Here is a 15,868-nt window from a genome sequence, read left to right as displayed (position 1 = left end):
CTGCAGCAACGGTCATGTATTTTGCCACACTAAGCGCCTATTGACGGAAATTCACCGCCGCCCCTAAGTTCTAGCAATGACGGGTAGTCATCGGTGACGTCCCCCCGAAATCAGTTGCACAATCGTTTCGCGAACCTGACATTCTGGGCGTGCCGTGCAGAGAGGGAACTAGCCATGCCACAGCCGGAGCAGCTACCTGGGCCCAACGCCGATATCTGGAACTGGCAACTGCAGGGCCTGTGCCGCGGTGTCGATTCGTCGATGTTCTTCCATCCGGACGGCGAGCGCGGCCGCGCGCGCATGCAACGCGAACAGCGCGCTAAGGAGATGTGCCGGCAGTGCCCCGTGATCCAGGAGTGCCGTGCCCACGCGCTGGAAGTCGCTGAGCCGTACGGTGTTTGGGGCGGCCTGTCGGAATCCGAGCGCGACCTACTGCTGAAGGGCGACATCGGCCGCGCGCGCGGTATCCGTCGCAGCGCCTGATCTCCCAGCGATTGAACGGTTCGGCACCACGGTGCGTGTACTAGTCATGGACTGGGCGAACCGGCCGCGGTCCTAGATTCGCTCGATCGCTCGCGGTGTCGGGGCCCGCGTCGATTCGCGGTCGCGCAGGAGGGGCGCTGTGGCTAAGCGCTGGAACAATTTCGAAGCGCGGGTCCGCAATGCCGGACTCGCCGTAAGAACGACCCTGGGACAGCAAGCGTGGCTGGATCGACCCAGCTACCGCCTCGAGCACGCTCTGATGTTCGCGTTCGCGGCCACGGGCCGATACCGGGATCGCGTTAGCAACGCACTGCACGGCACCTGGCTCGGTCATCCGCTTCATCCGGCGTTGACGTCCCTGCCGACGGGCGCGGTGGCGACAACGGTCGCGATGGATGCGGCCAGCCTGCTCCCCGGACGCGCCACCGACCTCCGTCACGCCGCACGGTTTGCGTTGGGCGTCGGACTTGTCGGAAGCGTCGGCGCGGCCGCTACCGGTCTGACCGACTGGCAGCACACCCACGAACGATCGCGTCGAATCGGTGTCGTGCACGGAGTGCTGAACGTGATCGCGACGGGCCTGTACGCGGTGTCGTGGCGGCAGCGCCGCGACGGCCGTCAGCTGCGCGGAATGGCGAGCAGTGCGCTGGGCTACGGCCTGACCCTTGGCAGCGGATACCTAGGCGGCGATTTGGTGTTCGCGTCGGGCACCGGGGTGGATCGCTCTGGAGCTCGGCTGAGTGGGGACCGTTGGACGCCGGTGCTGTCGGCAACGGCTTTGGACGACCAGCCGCAGCGGGTCGAGGTGGCCGGCGTCGGCGTGGTCCTGTATCGCAACGACGGCCAGGTGGTGGCCGTCGGTGGGCACTGCCCGCATCTGGGTGCACCGATGGACGACGGCTGGATCGACCGTGATCGAATCGTGTGCCCCTGGCATGGTTCCCGGTTCGCGTGCGAATCCGGAGAAGTGCTGCGCGGACCGGCGACGGCGGCGCTGCCGCGCTACCCGGTGCGGATCCGCGACGGACTGGTCGAAGTACGCGGAGTGGCGATATGAATGCCTATGACGTGCTGTTCGAGCACCACAAGGTGTTACGGGGACTGTGCGCGAAGACCACCGCCATACCGCCGGATACCGATGAGCGGCAAGAATCCCTCGGCGAGCTGTTGATTGAGCTGGACATCCACATGCGCATCGAGGACGACCTGTTCTATCCGGCGGTACAGGAGGCGAGCAAGCTGGTTGCTATCGCCCATGCGGAGCACCGGCAGGTCTGGGATCAGCTGGCGATGCTGCTTCGGACGCCGCCGAGCGCACCGCAGTACGAGGACGAATGGCACTCGTTCGTCACGGTCCTGGACGCCCACGCCAGCGAAGAGGAGCGTGACTTGTGCCCGGCCCCAATAGATTTGAGCGAGAACATGCTCGACACGCTGGGGAACCAAATGGTCGAGCGCATGGCCCAACTGCGTCGATCGGCGATCAACAAGTTCCGCGTTCGCGTCCGTGCGGCCGTGCTGAGCTCACTGTGATCTACGGCCGACGCGGCGCCACAACTCGACGAGAGCCGTTGCGGCCGGTGACAGCCGGCCGTCGGCGCGCCACGCCACACCGACACGCGCCCGCAACGCCGGACGGCTGATGCGGATCGCGTGCAGATCGTCGCGGGTGCGCACGTAGGAATGCGGCAGCACCGCAACGCCGAGCGACCGTGCCGCGAAATCACCGACCACCACGGGGTTGCTGGCCTCCAGCGCAATGTGGGCGCGGACGCCGGCGGCCGCGCAGCCCTCGTCCAGGCCGGCCCGGATGCCCGCGCCGCGCGGCAGGCAGATCAGCGGATGCTCGGCGAGCGCTCGCAACGAGATCGAAGTCCGTCGGGCAAGGTCGCTTCCCGGTGCGACGGCCGCCACCAACACGTCGTCGTTGATCACCTGCACCTCGATGCCGCGGTCCAACGCGGACGCAAACCCGACGACGGCCAAATCGATCGCGCCGTCGCGCAGGCCGGCGATCAAATCGGCCGAAGGCGCCTCTACCAAGCTGATCTCGACGCCCGGATGCTCGTCGTGAAAGGCGGCAAGGGTGCCGGTGACGACCTCGGGCGGGCACGACGGCATCATCCCGACCGCGACCCGCCCGCGCAGCACGCCCCGCAGTTGCTCTGCGACAGCGGCGATTTCGTGTACCGCGGCCAGCGCGGCCCGCGCCGGTGGCAGCACCCTGGCGCCCGCGTCGGTCAGGCGGACCGAGCCGCCGGAGCGGTCGAACAGCGCATGGCCGAGTTCGGACTCCAGCCGGCGGATCTGCGCGCTGACCCCTGGCTGCGCGATATGCACGCGCGCGGCGGCCTTGGTGAAACTCGCCTCTTCCGCCACCGCGACGAGGTACTCGAGTTGATGCAGCTCCATAACTATTGATTATGCGTTGGATCATCAACATATCTTCGACGTATGCCAGTTTCGCGAGCAGGATGAAGGCATGGAACCGACACAGATCGCAAGAACATACTTCGACAGCTGGAAGCGCAAGGACTTCGATGGCCTGCGCGCGATCCTCGCCGACGACGTGACTTTCTCCGGACCGATGGGGAGCGCCAGCGGCGCCGACGACTACGTCAAGCAACTCGCAGGCTTCGGTCAGATGCTCGACGACATCACCGTCGAGAAGATGCTGGCCGACGACCGCGATGTGCTGACGTGGTTCAACCTGCATCCGAAGGATGGCGACCCCGTCCCCGTCGTGAATTGGTGTCACGTGGAAAACGGGCGCGCCCAACGGGTGCGCGTGGTGTTCGACCCGCGGCCGCTGCTGTAGAGAGTTTGACTCCGGCTAATTCGGGTAGCTCCCGTGCATGAATACGGGCTTGAAGAGGGAAGTAGCCGTTGCGGCCGCGGTACTGGCCGCCACCGCGGCACCGCTGGGCGCATGCACGAACCAGCGCGCCAGCCAGCCCAACACATCACCGCTGACCACGTCGCCGGCCGGCGCGGAGAGAATGGCCACGCAGTTGAAGAGCTCCGACGGGACGGTGGTCGCCAACGCCACCTTCGATTTCGCCGACGGCTACGCGACTGTGACCGTCGAGGCCGGCGCCAACCAGGTTCTAAGCCCGGGTTTCCACGGGCTGCAAATCCACTCGATCGGCAGATGCGACCCCGGGGACTTCAGTTCGGCTGGAGGCGTCTACCAGGCACCGGGTCACACCGGCTATCCGGCGAGCGGCGAGCTGACCGCGCTCCAGGTGCGAACCGATGGCTCGGCGAAACTCGTCACCACCACGAACTCGATCACCGCCGCGGACCTGCGGAACGGGTCGGGTAGCTCGCTGGTCATCCACCAAGACGCGGATAACTTGAGCACCGGCTCCACCGGTGAATCGGGCAAGCGGGTGGCCTGCGGTGTGATTGCCGCGGCGGCCGCTACGACGACGTCGTCCACCACGGAGACAACTACCGCCACCACGATCACCACCACGACGGCCGTGGCGCCGCCGTCCACGAGCACGAGCACCAGCACCGTCACGGTCACCACCCCGCCGACCTTCACGTCGACGCCGACGATCACCGTGACGACTCCGCCGGTACTTCCGCGCGGCCGCTGACGCGCTCAGCGGTGCCGACCGTGGGGCCTATGCACGAATTCCGTTGCGTTTTCGTACATAAGCCCCACAGTCAATCAGCTAGTGGTGGTGATGCCCGTGGCTGTGGTCGTCGTCCTCCTCGGCCGGCTTGTCGACCACCGCGGTCTCGGTGGTGAGCACCATCCGGGCGACCGACCCCGCGTTGAGCACCGCCGAGCGGGTGACCTTGACGGGATCGATCACGCCTTCGGCGACCAAGTCGCCGTAGCTCAGCGTGTCCGCGTTCAGCCCCTGCCCGGCGGGTAGCTCGCTGACCTTGTGGACCGCGACCGCGCCGTCGAGCCCCGCGTTGGTGGCGATCCAGTACAGCGGTGCGGGAAGCGCTTCGGAGAACACGTCGACGCCGAGGGCCTCGTCGCCGCTCAGCGACGCGCGCAGGTCCTGCAGCTTTTTGCCGGCTTGGATCAGCGCCGATCCACCGCCCGCGACGATGCCCTCTTCGACCGCGGCCTTGGCGGCCGCGACGGCATCCTCGACGCTTTCCTTGCGCTCCTTGAGCGCGGTCTCGGTCGCGGCGCCCACCTTGATGACGGCCACCCCGCCGGCCAGCTTGGCCAGCCGCTCCTGCAACTTCTCGCGATCCCAGTCCGAGTCGCTCTTGTCGATCTCGGCGCGCAGCTGGCTGATGCGATTGGCGACCGCATCCGCCGAGCCGCCGCCCTCGACGATGATGGTGTCGTCCTTGCTGACCACAACGCGGCGCGCGGTGCCCAGCACCTCGGTGCCGACTTCGCGCAGCAGCAGGCCGGCGTCCGGATTGACGACCTGTCCGCCCGTCACTATCGCCAGGTCTTCCATGAAGGCCTTGCGGCGATCGCCGAAGAACGGCGACTTGACCGCGACGGCCTTGAGCGTCTTGCGGATGGAGTTGACGACCAGCGTGGCCAGGGCCTCGCCCTCGACGTCTTCGGCGATGATCAGCAGCGGCTTGCCGGCCTCGGCGACCTTCTCCAGCATGGGCAGCAGGTCGGGCAGCGAGCTGACCTTGTCCTGATGCAGCAGGATCAGCGCGTCTTCGAGCACCGCCTCCTGGGAGTCGAAGTCGGTGACGAAGTACGCCGACAGGAAGCCCTTGTCGAAGCCGACGCCCTCGGTGAAGTCCAGCTCGGTGCTGAGCGTCGAGGATTCCTCGACGCTGACCACGCCGTCGTGGCCCACCTTGCTCATGGCCTCGCCGACGAGTTCACCGATCTGCGCGTCGCGCGAGGAGACCGTCGCCACCTGGGCGATGCCTTCCTTGCCGGACACCGGGGTGGCGGCGGCCAGCAGCGCCTCGGACACCGCGTCGGCGGCCTTGCCGATTCCGGCGCCGAGCGCGATCGGGTTGGCGCCGGCGGCGACCATACGTAGGCCGCCCTTGACCAATGCCTGGGCCAACACGGTCGCGGTGGTGGTGCCGTCGCCGGCGACGTCGTTGGTCTTGGTCGCCACCGACTTCACCAGCTGGGCGCCCAGGTTCTCGAATGGGTCTTCCAGGTCGATCTCGCGCGCGACGGTGACGCCGTCGTTGGTGATCGCGGGACCGCCAAATGCCTTGGCCAGCACCACATGCCGGCCACGTGGGCCCAACGTCACGCGTACCGCGTCGGCGAGCTTGTCGACGCCGGCCTCCATGGCGCGGCGCGCGGTCTCGTCGTACTCAATCAGCTTGCTCATCAAGGCTCCCCTTCAACGCGAGCCGCCCCGGAAATCACCCGTGGTTACAGGGGATCGCCGGGGCGGAACACGGTTCTTTACTTGGATACGACGGCCAGCACGTCGCGTGCCGACAGGATGAGGTATTCCTCGCCGTTGTATTTGATCTCGGTGCCGCCGTACTTGCTGTAGATGACGGTGTCACCCTCCGACACGTCCACCGGGATCCGCTTCGCGCCGTCCTCGTCCCAGCGGCCGGGGCCGACTGCGACGACGGTGCCTTCCTGCGGCTTCTCCTTGGCGGTGTCAGGAATGACCAGACCGGACGCGGTCGTGGTCTCGGCCTCGTTGGCCTGCACGAGAATCTTGTCCTCGAGTGGCTTGATGTTCACCTTCGCCACGATTGGAGCCCTCCACTATTTGGGTCGGGTCCGGGGTGGGCCCGGACCGGAGTTGGCGGTCGGTCCGGGGCTTGTCCCCGAACCGTCCGAATTGTCAGGTGATTCGGCATCCGCCCGTACCCTCGCGCCGTCGTCGCGGGTGCCGACACGGGGGGTTGGCCGATTGCCACCTAGCACTCTATACATGAGAGTGCTAGCACTCAAGGCCGCCCTGCTGCTTCCCGCGGGATGGCGCCGTGCACTCAGCTGACCTGCCCTTTTACCACCGGCAGCCCGGGGTCGCTGGCCACGTCCAGCGGTGAGGGCGACGCCCCGGCGGCCACCAGCTGCGCGGCGAACGCGGCGATCATCGCCCCGTTGTCGGTGCACAGCCGCGGTCTGGGGATCCGGAGCGTCAGGCCCGCCGCCGCGCAGCGCTGGGTGGCCAGCTCCCGCAACCGGGAGTTGGCGGCCACTCCCCCGGCGATCAGGAGGGTCTCGACGCCGAGCCCGGTCGCCGCTCGGACCGCCTTCATGGTCAGCACGTCGGCGACGGCTTCCTGGAAGCCCGCGGCGATGTCGGCCGTGGCGGCGTCGGGGTGGCTCTCCACGTATCGCGCGACGGCGGTCTTGAGCCCGGAGAAGCTGAAGGCATGCGGGTCGTCGGCCGGGCCGGTCATGCCGCGCGGGAACGTGATGGCTTCGCGGTCACCGGTGTGGGCCAGGTCGTCGAGCACCTTTCCGCCCGGGTAGCCCAGGCCCAGCAGGCGCGCGACCTTGTCGTACGCCTCGCCCGCGGCGTCGTCGACGGTGCTGCCCAGCTCGACGATCGGCTCGCCGAGCGAACGCACGTGCAGCAGATGCGTGTGGCCACCGGATACCAGCAGCGCCACGCATTCGGGCAGCGGTCCGTGTTCGTATACGTCGGCGGCCAGGTGCCCGCCGAGGTGGTTGACGGCGTAGAACGGCACCTCCCACGCGGCCGAATACGCCTTGGCCGCAGCCACTCCCACCAATAAGGCACCGGCGAGGCCGGGCCCGATCGTAGCGGCGACGACGTCGGGTCGTTCCACGCCGGCCGCGGACAGCGCGCGACGCATGGCGGGACCCAGGGCTTCCAGATGCGCGCGCGAGGCGATCTCGGGCACCACGCCACCGAACCGCACGTGCTCGTCGACGCTGGATGCCACTTCGTCGGCCAACAGGGTCGCCGCGCCGTCATCGTTCAGCCGCGCGATGCCGACTCCCGTTTCGTCGCAGGAGGTTTCGATCGCCAGGATCACCGTCATTTGGCGCCGCTCCTCCTCATCGCTTCGTCCCCCTCGCCGCTTCGCGGCTGGGGGTGCCCCCACTGCATCGTCGCCGGCGCGCGTCATTGGGCCTCCCGCCGCATCGTGTACGCGTCGGCGCCGCTGACGCGGTAGTAGCGCCGGCGCAGGCCGATCTGGGCGAAGCCTGCGCTGCGGTACAGCGCGATGGCCGCCTCGTTGTCCGTGCGCACCTCCAGATAGACCACGCCGCCGTCGGCGAAATTCAGCAACTCGTCAAGCAGGCGGCGGCCGATGCCCTGTCCCTGGAATGCCGGGTCCACGCCGATCGTGTGCACCTCGTATTCGAACGGCGGATTGCGGCCCAACCGGGAGATCCCCGCATAGCCCACCACGCGTCCGGCGGCGCGCGCGGCCACATAGTGGTTGTGCGAGCTGGCCAGTTCACGGTTGAACGCCACCGCGGGCCAGGGATCGTCGCCGTCGAACAGCTGGGCCTCGAGCTGTGCGCAGCGCTCGGCGTCGGCGGGTATCAACGCCCCGATGGTCACGGGCTCGCTGGGCGCGGTCACCGGGGGGCCGCCAGGGGCTTTGCGTCGGGCCGGCGTAGATACAGCGCCACCAGTGGCGCGGGGTCCGCCGACCAGTCGGGCACCGCGGCGACCAGCCCGGCCGACGTCGGGTAGACCGGCTCGCAGATCGGCAGGCCGAACCCCCCCGCGTGCTCGGGCGAACCCGCCACCGCGCGTGCAGGACCGGGGTCGACGTCGGCCGGGGCGTTGACCGCCGGGCCGGCGGTACGCACCCCGTCGCGGTAGCGAGCCCAGTAGACCTCGCGGCGGCGGGCGTCGGTGACCACCAGTGTGTCGCCGGTGGTTCGCACCCCGATGGCGTCCAGGCTGCACACCCCGTGTACCGGGATGCCCAGCGCGTGCCCGTATGCGGCGGCGGTCGCCATCCCCGCCCGCAGGCCGGTGAACGGGCCGGGACCGCAGCCCACCACGACGGCGTCGAGCTCGGCCATGCTCAGCCCGGCCTCGTCCAGGGCGGCCAGCGCGTTGGGGGTGAGCCGTTCGGCGTGTGCCCGGGCGTCGACGGTGACCCGCTCGGCCAGGACGGCGTGATCGGACAGCCGCACGACGCCGGCCGTGACCGCAGGCGTCGAAGTATCCAGGGCGAGAACCACATTCACGAGCGATTCCACTCCCAGGTCGCGATCCGCACGTCGGAATGGCTGACCCGCTCGAGGCGCACGTCCAGGTGCCGCTCGGACAGGCGTTCGGCCAGGCCTTGGCCCCACTCCACCACGACGACAGCGTCGTCGAGCTCGGTATCGAGGTCCAGCGAGTCGAGCTCGCCGAGCAGGTCGGCGCCCCGGTGGTCCAGCAGCCGGTAGACGTCGACGTGAATCATCGCCGGCGCGCCTGGCCGCCGCGCGGGGTGCACCCGCGCGAGCACATACGTCGGTGAGGTGACCGGGCCGTCGACGTCCATCGCGGCGGCAATGCCCTTGGCCAGCACCGTCTTTCCGGCGCCGAGCGGACCGGAGAGCACTACCACGTCGCCGGCGCGCAGCTGCTCGCCCAGCCGGCACCCGAGCGCCACGGTGTCCTCGACGCGCTCGCAGGTGGCGGTGCCCTGCTCAGCCATGGCGCCGGAACCGTTCCCGCAGGCGCCGGTAGCGCAGCACCACCTTGCTCGGTGTCGCGCGGTTGACCAGCCGGACCAGCCCGTCGTTGATGGCTTCATGTTTGTCCAGCAGCGCCAGGTGACTGGCCCCGGTGACGATGACCAGCTCGGACTGCGGCAGGGAGGCCGCCATCTTCCTGGAGTATTCGTCGGGGGTGATCAGGTCGTGGTCACCGCAGGCGATCAGCGTCGGAATGCGCAGCAACGTCCACAGCCCGGCGGTTTCGTCGTGCACTTCCAGTGCCCGCAAGAATCCCACCAGCGTGGGGATCGGGGTGCCGTTCATCATGCGTTGGGAGAAGGCGTCCAGGCTTCGGCTGACGTGCAGGTCGCTGTAGGACGCGGCCCGCAGAACCGGCGCGATCAGCGACCGCGACACGTTGCGGCCGCGGTGCGTCAGCTTCGGGGCGGACCGGGCGGTGAACCGAAGTGCTTCCACCGCAGGGTTTTTCAGGACCTCCCCTAGCGGCGAACGGGTAACGCCTTCGGCGGCAGAGGAAATCAGCGCCGCGCCGACGATCATGCGCCCGTACTGCTCGGGGTACTGCCGGGCGTGTGACAACACCGTCATGCCGCCCATCGAATGGCCGACCAGCACGACGACACCCTGCGGCGCGACCTCGGTCAGCACGGCTTCCAGGTCCTGGCCCAGCTGGGTCAGCGTGTACGTCTCGGGCTCGGCTTCGCCGGAGAGGCCGTGGCCGCGCTGGTCGTAGAAGACCATCCGCACCCGCGGCCCCCATTTCTCGGCGAGCCGGGTGCGCTGGAAGTAGAAGGCGCCCATGCGCAGACAGAAGCCATGGGCGAAGACCATCGTCACGGGCGCGTCCACCGGGCCGACTTCGCGGACGGCCAACGGGACGCCGTCGGCCGTGGTCACCACGTAGCCGCGGTCGCTGGCTGTTCTTTCGAAATCCTCGTCGGCGTAAGGGTCTTCGACGTCCGTGGCCCGTTGGATCATCGAGCGGCGGGCCGAGGCCCCGACGATGGTGGCGACCGCAGTCAGCCCGGTGCCCCCCGCAAGCCAAGCCCTTTCCCGGTGGCGCCTGCGGGTTCTCTTATCGCTCAACGGTTCCGGCCTCGCGATAGGTCCTGGTGATGCGCCCGCGCGGGCTGGTGACCACTTCGTAGTGGATGGTGCCGAGCAGGTCGGCCCAGTCCTGGGCGGTGGGTTCGCCGCTGCTGCCGGGCCCGAACAGGATCGCCTCGTCGCCCTCGGCGACATCGATCGGACCGGGACCCAGGTCGACGAGGAATTGGTCCATGCAGATCCGCCCGACGCCGGGGCGCCGCCGGCCGTTGATCAACACGTCAAGCCGGCCGCCCAGCGACCGGAAAACACCGTCCGCGTAGCCGATCGGCATCAGCGCGACGGTGGTGTCGCGCTCGGCTATCCAGGTGTGTCCGTAAGACACACCCTCGCCGGCGCTAATCGACTTCACTAGCGCGACAGCGCATTTCACCGTCATCGCGGGCATCAATCCCAGGTCGCCGAGCTGCGGCACAGGGCTCAGGCCGTACACCGCGATGCCCGGGCGCACCATATCGAAGGCCAGGTCGGGACGGGACATGGTGGCCGCCGAATTCGCCAGGTGCGCAAGCTCGAAGGTCACCCCCGCCTCGCGCGCCTGCACCAGCATGTCACTGAGCCGTTGCGCCTGAACGTCGTTGATCGAATTGTCGGGTTGGTCGGCGTAGACCATGTGCGACATCAGCCCGCGCAGCCGGATGGCGTCCTCGGCGACGGCCTGGCGCAGCGCGGTCAGCATCGAGGGGTATGACGCGGGGGCGACGCCGTTACGGTTCAGCCCGGTGTCGACCTTGACGGTCACGGTCGCGGTGCGGCCGGTGCGGCGCACCGCGTCCAGCAGCTCGTCGAGCTGGCGCACCGAGGACACGGCGATCTCGATGTCGGCGAGCAGCGCGGGCCCGAAGTCGAGCCCGGGCGGGTGCAGCCAGGCCAGCACCGGCGCGGTGATCCCGTCGGCGCGCAGCGCCAGCGCCTCGTCGACGGTGGCGACACCCAGTTCGGCCGCCCCGGCGGCCAACGCGGCGCGGGCGACCCGGTTGGCCCCGTGGCCGTAGCCGTCGGCCTTGACGACAGCCATCAGCCGCGCGGGACCAGCGTGCTCGCGCAGCACCCGCACGTTGTGCTCGATCGCGCCCAGGTCCACGACGGCCTCGGCGAGGACCCCAGGGCTCAGGGATATCGGCGTAACGGCCACGGCCGCCATTGTCCCAGAACCGGCTCTGCGGGCTGCCCGCGAGCGTCAGTGCGCGAAGTGCTGCGCCTCGTAGTGACCGCCCGGCTTGAGCTTGTCGAGCGAGGCCAGGGCGGTGCGGGCGTCGTCGTGCAGGGCCCGTGCCAGGTCGGCGGAGAGGCCCTCGCGCACCACGATGCGCAGCACCGAGATGTCCGTCGCGTTCTCCGGCATGGTGTAGGCGGGCACCTGCCACCCGTAGCCGCGCAGCTCGTGGGAGACGTCGAACTCGGTGTAGCCCAGACCGCGGGCGAGCCGGAAGCTGACTACCGGGATCGCCGAGCCGTCAGAGATCAGCTCGCAGTGGTCTCCCACACGCAGTTGCTCGCCCAGCCAGCGCGCGGTCGACGACAGCGTCTGCATGACCTGGGTGTAGCCCTCGCGGCCCAGCCGCAGAAAGTTGTAGTACTGGCCAACGACCTGGTTGCCGGGTCGGGAGAAGTTCAGGGTGAAGGTCGGCATGTCGCCGCCCAGATAATTCACGTGGAACACCAGGTCCTCGGGCAGGTACTCCTTGCCCCGCCACACCACGAACCCGACGCCGGGGTAGGTCAGCCCGTACTTGTGGCCGCTGACGTTGATCGACACCACCCTGGGCAGCCGGAAATCCCACTTCAGCTCCGGATGCAGGAACGGCACCACAAAGCCGCCGCTGGCGGCGTCGACATGCACCGGAACATCCACGCCGCCTTCTGAAAGGGGCTTGCCGGCTAACTTGTCCAGCGCCGCGCAGATCTCGGCGATGGGCTCGAGTTCGCCGGTGTAGGTGGTGCCCAGGATCGCGACCACGCCGATGGTGTTCTCGTCGACGGCGTCGACCACCTGCTCGGGGGTGATGACGTAGCGCCCCTCCTCCATCGGCAGATAGCGGGGTTCGACGTCGAAGTAGCGGCAGAATTTCTCCCAGACCACTTGGACGTTGGAGCCCATCACCAGGTTCGGGGTGCGGCCCTTCCAGTCTTTCCCGACCTTTTCGCGCCACCGCCACTTCATGGCCAGGCCGCCCAGCATCACCGCCTCGCTGGAGCCGATCGTGGACACCCCGCAGGCGCTGCCGGGGTCGTCGTCGCTCAGGCCGTCGGCGTGGAACAGGTCGGCCACCATGCACACGCAGCGCTGTTCGATGGCCGCGGTCGCGGGGTATTCGTCCTTGTCGATCATGTTCTTGTCGAACGTCTCGGCCATCAGCTTCCCGGCCTCGGGGTCCATCCACGTGGTGACGAAGGTGGCCAGGTTCAGCCGGGAACTGCCGTCGAGCATCAGCTCGTCGTGGATGAAGCGGTAGGCGGCTTCCGGCTCCATCGACTCCTCGGGCAACCGCAGCGCGGGAACCGGCGCGGTGAACAGGCGGCCGGTGTAGGCGGGGGCGATCGAGTGCGCGGGCACCGACGGGTGGCTGCGGGTCACGGCGGATCCTTTCTGCTGGAAAAGACTGTGTGCGGCTAGAGGGCGCCGAGGGCGGCCCGGATGTGCGGGACCATCCGCGACGACGACGTCGGCGCCTCGCCGGGTCCGGGGTCGGCGGCCGACAGCGCCGCCGCGCGGGCATGCACGAACGCCGCGGCCGCGGCCGCCTCACCGGCCGGCAGCCCGGAGGCCAGCAGCGCGCCGATCATCCCCGAGAGCACGTCGCCGGAGCCCGCGGTCGCCGCCCAGGACTGCCCCGCGGGATTGAGATAGACCGGTCCGCCGGGGTCGGCGACGATCGTGACGTTCCCCTTGAGCAGCACGGTGGCGCCGAAGGTGTCGGCCAGCTTGCGGACCGCGCCCACGCGATCGTCACCGGGCGGGCTACCCGCGAGCCGCGCGAATTCGCCCGCGTGCGGTGTCAGCACGGTCGGTGCCGCGCGGTTGGCGACGAGGTCGGGGTGGGCGGCCAGGATGGTCAACCCGTCGGCGTCGACGATCACGGGCAGGTCGGTCTCCAGCGCGAACCACAGCGCGGCGGCCCCGGCGTCATCGGTGCCCAAGCCCGGCCCGACTACCCAGGACTGCACCCGCCCGGCGGCCGCCGGGGTGGGCGATGCGATCACTTCGGGCCACTGCGCGAGCACCTCGGCGTGCGCGCTGCCGGCATAGCGGACCATGCCGGAGGTCGCGGCGACGGCGGCCCCGGTGCACAGCACCGCAGCGCCCGGATAGGTCGACGAGCCAGCCATCACGCCCGTCACGCCCTGGGTGTACTTGTCGTCGTGGGGGCCGGGCACCGGCCACCGCGCGGCCACATCGGCGGCTTCGAAACCCAGCACTGATGTTTTTGAGGTGTCCGGCAGGTCGAGCCCGATGTCGACCAGGACGACGCGCCCGCAGTCGGCCAGCGCGTGGACCGGCTTGAGCCCGCCGAAGGTGACCGTGAGCGCCGCGCGCACGGCGGGGCCGGTGATCGCCCCGGTCTCCACGTCGATCCCGCTGGGGGTGTCGACGGCGATCACCGGGATCCCCTCGGCGGCGGCGAACACCTCGGCCGCCGCCGGCCGCAGCGGCCCCGAACCGGAGATTCCCACTACTCCGTCGATGACGAGATCGGTTGTGGCCGAGACGCTTTCGACAATCCGCCCGCCGGCTTTCCGGAAGGCCGCCAGCCCCTTGCGGTGGGTGCGATCCGGCTTGAGCAGCACCGCGTCGGCGCCCGCGCCGCGACGGCGCAGGAAGGTCGCCGCCCACAGCGCGTCGCCGCCGTTGTCGCCCGAGCCGACGACCGCGCACACCCGACGGCCGGCGACCCCGCCGGTGCGGGCGGTCAGCTCCGCGATGATCTCGTTGGCCAGCCCGAAGGCGGCCCGTCTCATCAGGGCCCCGTCGGGCAGGCTGGCCAGCAGCGGCGCCTCGGCGTCGCGGATCGCGTCTACGGAGTAGTAATGCCGCATCGAAGCCAGCCTAGGTTTCCCCGGACCGGAAGCGGCGGAAAGCGGTTCCGAGTTTCGCCGGGTTCAGCGGCGGACGCTTGCGTTCTCGTGCCATCGCGTAGAAGCACAGCCCGATGAGGATCGACGCGAAGTGGCCGATCGCGGTGAAGTTCAGCGCGTGGTGGTTCATCGTGAGCAGCGGAAAACCGAAGATGACGAACAGCACCCCGAGGTAGCCCCAGCGCCACGGCCGCGCAATGTGATAGGTCAGCACGGCCATCACGCCGACAAGGAAATAGCTGACGCCGATGTCGCGCGCGTGCACCAGCCGTTCCGGCGCTTCGTGTTCCTCGATCGCGTAGTAGAGGATGCCTTCGCTGATATAGGTGGCAAGGATGTGGGACGTCAATCCCACGGTGAGCCAGCGCAGCTGGCCCAGCCAGTGTTCGGCCGGCGCGAGGAACAGGGTGAACAGCAGCAGGAACGGCTCCAGGTTCTTGCCGTCGATCCACAGCAGGCTGGAGAACAGCACACCCAGCGGGTTGGTGCCCAACTCGTGGATGTTGGTGGAGCGGTGCAGCAGCACGGAGTGCAGTTCCCGCCCGGGAAGTTGGTTTTGCACGATCGTCGTGATCAGCAGCACCAACAGCCAGCTGTAGGTCAGGGGCGCCCCAATGATGAAGCGCCAGACCGCGAGCGCCATGCCGCGCAGTCGTGTCCCCACCGATGCATTGGCCACCGCTCAACTGTTGCACGCCGGTGACGCCGATGCCGCCGACTCGGCTTCGGCCGGCGACGTGGCCTCCGCTGGAGCCGCCGGCTTCTCCGACTCGGGCCTCAGATGGCGCCACCAGCAGGCGATGTAGAGCAGCATCGAGATCACCAACGCGACCAGCACCCACAAAACGATCGTGATGTCGACCCAGCCGCCGAACGGCGGCGAGCCGGGAAGCGCATTTCTCAGCGGTACCACCGCGAACAGCATCGCCGCGTACCACGTTGTCATCGGCGGCTGAAACCTTCGCCGGTCGCGCACGGTCTGGATCGCAACGAAGAGGCCCAGGCCGGCGATCGCGATGAGGACGCCGAGAATGACCACGCCGAACGCGCCCGCACTGGCCGAGCGGTGCACGTTTACCCGGTAAGGGCCTGACCCGTCGACGGACACCTGCCAACCGGCCAGGTGGTTGATGAACGTCACCGGTAGGCGCTCGGGCACCTCCCCCGGGCCGTGCAAGAGCTCGATCTCGACCGGTCCGGAACCGTAGTGGTCCAAGGGCCAATTCTCGATCTCTCCCGCGATGGTCAGCGGGACCGGGAAGACACCTGGCAACATCCCTTTCGTCCACGTGCGCCGGGTCGGCTGAGCCACGGATCGCACGCGGAGACCAAGGTCTTCCTTGAGGTGCTGGGTTGCCGGATCCAACAGGGCCGATCCCGGCGAGATGGATAGGTTGGCCATCAACACGCTGTAGTTCGACTGAATGTCTTCGATGATCAACGTGGCCGTGCTCCGGTCAGTCCCGGCCGGGATCTCCGGGCGGTGGTGCCCGCCGCTGGCGGCGTACAGCGCTACCGACGCGACGTACGCCGCGACGACGGCAACGACGAGACCGATGGCGCCGAAGGTCATGAGTGACGGCCTGGGACGCGAGTGATCCG

The 15,868-nt window shown here is 68.8% G+C and carries 18 protein-coding genes and 1 pseudogene; 5 read left to right on the top strand and 14 right to left on the bottom strand.

All coding sequences use genetic code 11. The features are described from left to right. The first annotated feature begins 174 nt into the window (after window positions 1-174). From ACQI5H_RS02885 to ACQI5H_RS02875, 3 genes are all read left to right on the top strand, one after another. Window positions 175-483, top strand: a complete 309-nt coding sequence (locus ACQI5H_RS02885; protein ID WP_427077897.1) for a WhiB family transcriptional regulator — start codon at window positions 175-177, stop codon at window positions 481-483. A gap of 259 nt (window positions 484-742) precedes the next feature. Continuing rightward, window positions 743-1,540, top strand: coding sequence for a Rieske 2Fe-2S domain-containing protein (locus ACQI5H_RS02880; protein WP_427077996.1), 798 nt, complete (start codon window positions 743-745; stop codon window positions 1,538-1,540). After that, on the top strand, window positions 1,537-2,016 hold the full coding sequence (locus ACQI5H_RS02875) for a hemerythrin domain-containing protein (RefSeq protein ID WP_427077896.1): 480 nt from the start codon (window positions 1,537-1,539) through the stop codon (window positions 2,014-2,016). The genes ACQI5H_RS02880 and ACQI5H_RS02875 overlap by 4 nt, the downstream gene beginning before the upstream one ends. Here ACQI5H_RS02875 and ACQI5H_RS02870 read toward each other — a convergent pair. Continuing rightward, entirely contained in the window at window positions 2,008-2,895 is an 888-nt protein-coding gene (locus ACQI5H_RS02870) for a LysR family transcriptional regulator (protein ID WP_427077895.1), read from the bottom strand. The two genes, ACQI5H_RS02875 and ACQI5H_RS02870, sit on opposite strands and share 9 nt — an antisense overlap. Before the next feature lie 70 nt (window positions 2,896-2,965). Between ACQI5H_RS02870 and ACQI5H_RS02865 the strand changes: the two genes are divergently transcribed. Beyond that, entirely contained in the window at window positions 2,966-3,301 is a 336-nt protein-coding gene (locus tag ACQI5H_RS02865; RefSeq protein WP_427077894.1) for a nuclear transport factor 2 family protein, read from the top strand. 37 nt (window positions 3,302-3,338) lie between these two features. Next, window positions 3,339-4,088, top strand: a complete 750-nt coding sequence (locus ACQI5H_RS02860) for a superoxide dismutase family protein (RefSeq protein WP_427077893.1) — start codon at window positions 3,339-3,341, stop codon at window positions 4,086-4,088. A gap of 78 nt (window positions 4,089-4,166) precedes the next feature. Here ACQI5H_RS02860 and groL read toward each other — a convergent pair whose 3' ends face one another. The 13 genes and pseudogenes from groL to ACQI5H_RS02795 all read right to left on the bottom strand — a co-directional run bounded on the left by groL (window position 4,167) and on the right by ACQI5H_RS02795 (window position 15,839). Beyond that, on the bottom strand, window positions 4,167-5,783 hold the full coding sequence (groL, locus tag ACQI5H_RS02855) for a chaperonin GroEL (protein WP_427077892.1): 1,617 nt from the start codon (window positions 5,781-5,783) through the stop codon (window positions 4,167-4,169). A gap of 77 nt (window positions 5,784-5,860) precedes the next feature. Next, window positions 5,861-6,163 (bottom strand): co-chaperone GroES, encoded by a 303-nt coding sequence (gene groES, locus ACQI5H_RS02850; protein WP_096444091.1) that lies wholly within the window; start codon window positions 6,161-6,163, stop codon window positions 5,861-5,863. Window positions 6,164-6,405: 242 nt separating this feature from the next. Continuing rightward, the gene (gene tsaD, locus ACQI5H_RS02845; RefSeq protein WP_427077995.1) at window positions 6,406-7,431 is read right to left on the bottom strand and encodes a tRNA (adenosine(37)-N6)-threonylcarbamoyltransferase complex transferase subunit TsaD; all 1,026 of its coding nucleotides are present in this window, start codon (window positions 7,429-7,431) and stop codon (window positions 6,406-6,408) included. A 3-nt stretch (window positions 7,432-7,434) separates the two neighbouring features. Then, window positions 7,435-7,512: pseudogene (locus ACQI5H_RS02840) on the bottom strand (hypothetical protein); the annotation flags it as partial. 2 nt (window positions 7,513-7,514) lie between these two features. After that, complete coding sequence (gene rimI, locus ACQI5H_RS02835; protein ID WP_427077891.1) at window positions 7,515-7,982, bottom strand: ribosomal protein S18-alanine N-acetyltransferase; 468 nt, start codon at window positions 7,980-7,982, stop codon at window positions 7,515-7,517. Beyond that, the gene (gene tsaB, locus ACQI5H_RS02830) at window positions 7,979-8,602 is read right to left on the bottom strand and encodes a tRNA (adenosine(37)-N6)-threonylcarbamoyltransferase complex dimerization subunit type 1 TsaB (RefSeq protein WP_427077890.1); all 624 of its coding nucleotides are present in this window, start codon (window positions 8,600-8,602) and stop codon (window positions 7,979-7,981) included. The genes rimI and tsaB overlap by 4 nt, the downstream gene beginning before the upstream one ends. Beyond that, a complete protein-coding gene (tsaE, locus tag ACQI5H_RS02825) occupies window positions 8,599-9,060 on the bottom strand; it encodes a tRNA (adenosine(37)-N6)-threonylcarbamoyltransferase complex ATPase subunit type 1 TsaE (RefSeq protein ID WP_427077889.1) in 462 nt (153 codons plus the stop codon). Before tsaE ends, tsaB begins: the two co-directional genes overlap by 4 nt. Then, a complete protein-coding gene (locus tag ACQI5H_RS02820; RefSeq protein WP_427077994.1) occupies window positions 9,053-10,105 on the bottom strand; it encodes an alpha/beta fold hydrolase in 1,053 nt (350 codons plus the stop codon). The genes tsaE and ACQI5H_RS02820 overlap by 8 nt, the downstream gene beginning before the upstream one ends. A gap of 52 nt (window positions 10,106-10,157) precedes the next feature. Next, entirely contained in the window at window positions 10,158-11,324 is a 1,167-nt protein-coding gene (gene alr / locus ACQI5H_RS02815; protein ID WP_427077888.1) for an alanine racemase, read from the bottom strand. Between the two features lie 45 nt (window positions 11,325-11,369). Beyond that, window positions 11,370-12,767, bottom strand: a complete 1,398-nt coding sequence (locus ACQI5H_RS02810; RefSeq protein ID WP_427077887.1) for a glutamate decarboxylase — start codon at window positions 12,765-12,767, stop codon at window positions 11,370-11,372. A gap of 35 nt (window positions 12,768-12,802) precedes the next feature. Then, complete coding sequence (locus tag ACQI5H_RS02805; protein ID WP_427077886.1) at window positions 12,803-14,227, bottom strand: NAD(P)H-hydrate dehydratase; 1,425 nt, start codon at window positions 14,225-14,227, stop codon at window positions 12,803-12,805. A gap of 10 nt (window positions 14,228-14,237) precedes the next feature. Next, a complete protein-coding gene (locus ACQI5H_RS02800) occupies window positions 14,238-14,918 on the bottom strand; it encodes a rhomboid-like protein (protein ID WP_427077993.1) in 681 nt (226 codons plus the stop codon). 30 nt (window positions 14,919-14,948) lie between these two features. Continuing rightward, complete coding sequence (locus tag ACQI5H_RS02795) at window positions 14,949-15,839, bottom strand: DUF4436 domain-containing protein (RefSeq protein WP_427077885.1); 891 nt, start codon at window positions 15,837-15,839, stop codon at window positions 14,949-14,951. Window positions 15,840-15,868 lie beyond the last annotated feature (29 nt).

The organism is Mycobacterium heidelbergense (assembly GCF_050205645.1).
Taxonomy (GTDB): domain Bacteria; phylum Actinomycetota; class Actinomycetes; order Mycobacteriales; family Mycobacteriaceae; genus Mycobacterium; species Mycobacterium heidelbergense_A.
Note: the sequence above shows the minus strand (reverse complement) of the source record. Positions and strands in the feature narration are given on the sequence as shown.

Coding starts and splice junctions, on each gene's coding strand:
- ACQI5H_RS02885 (WP_427077897.1), top strand. CDS start 175: ATGCCACAGCCGGAGCAGCTACCTGGGCCCAACGCCGATATCTGGAAC.
- ACQI5H_RS02880 (WP_427077996.1), top strand. CDS start 743: ATGTTCGCGTTCGCGGCCACGGGCCGATACCGGGATCGCGTTAGCAAC.
- ACQI5H_RS02875 (WP_427077896.1), top strand. CDS start 1,537: ATGAATGCCTATGACGTGCTGTTCGAGCACCACAAGGTGTTACGGGGA.
- ACQI5H_RS02870 (WP_427077895.1), bottom strand. CDS start 2,895: ATGGAGCTGCATCAACTCGAGTACCTCGTCGCGGTGGCGGAAGAGGCG.
- ACQI5H_RS02865 (WP_427077894.1), top strand. CDS start 2,966: ATGGAACCGACACAGATCGCAAGAACATACTTCGACAGCTGGAAGCGC.
- ACQI5H_RS02860 (WP_427077893.1), top strand. CDS start 3,339: ATGAATACGGGCTTGAAGAGGGAAGTAGCCGTTGCGGCCGCGGTACTG.
- groL (WP_427077892.1), bottom strand. CDS start 5,783: ATGAGCAAGCTGATTGAGTACGACGAGACCGCGCGCCGCGCCATGGAG.
- tsaD (WP_427077995.1), bottom strand. CDS start 7,431: ATGACGGTGATCCTGGCGATCGAAACCTCCTGCGACGAAACGGGAGTC.
- tsaE (WP_427077889.1), bottom strand. CDS start 9,060: ATGGCTGAGCAGGGCACCGCCACCTGCGAGCGCGTCGAGGACACCGTG.
- ACQI5H_RS02805 (WP_427077886.1), bottom strand. CDS start 14,227: ATGCGGCATTACTACTCCGTAGACGCGATCCGCGACGCCGAGGCGCCG.
- ACQI5H_RS02795 (WP_427077885.1), bottom strand. CDS start 15,839: ATGACCTTCGGCGCCATCGGTCTCGTCGTTGCCGTCGTCGCGGCGTAC.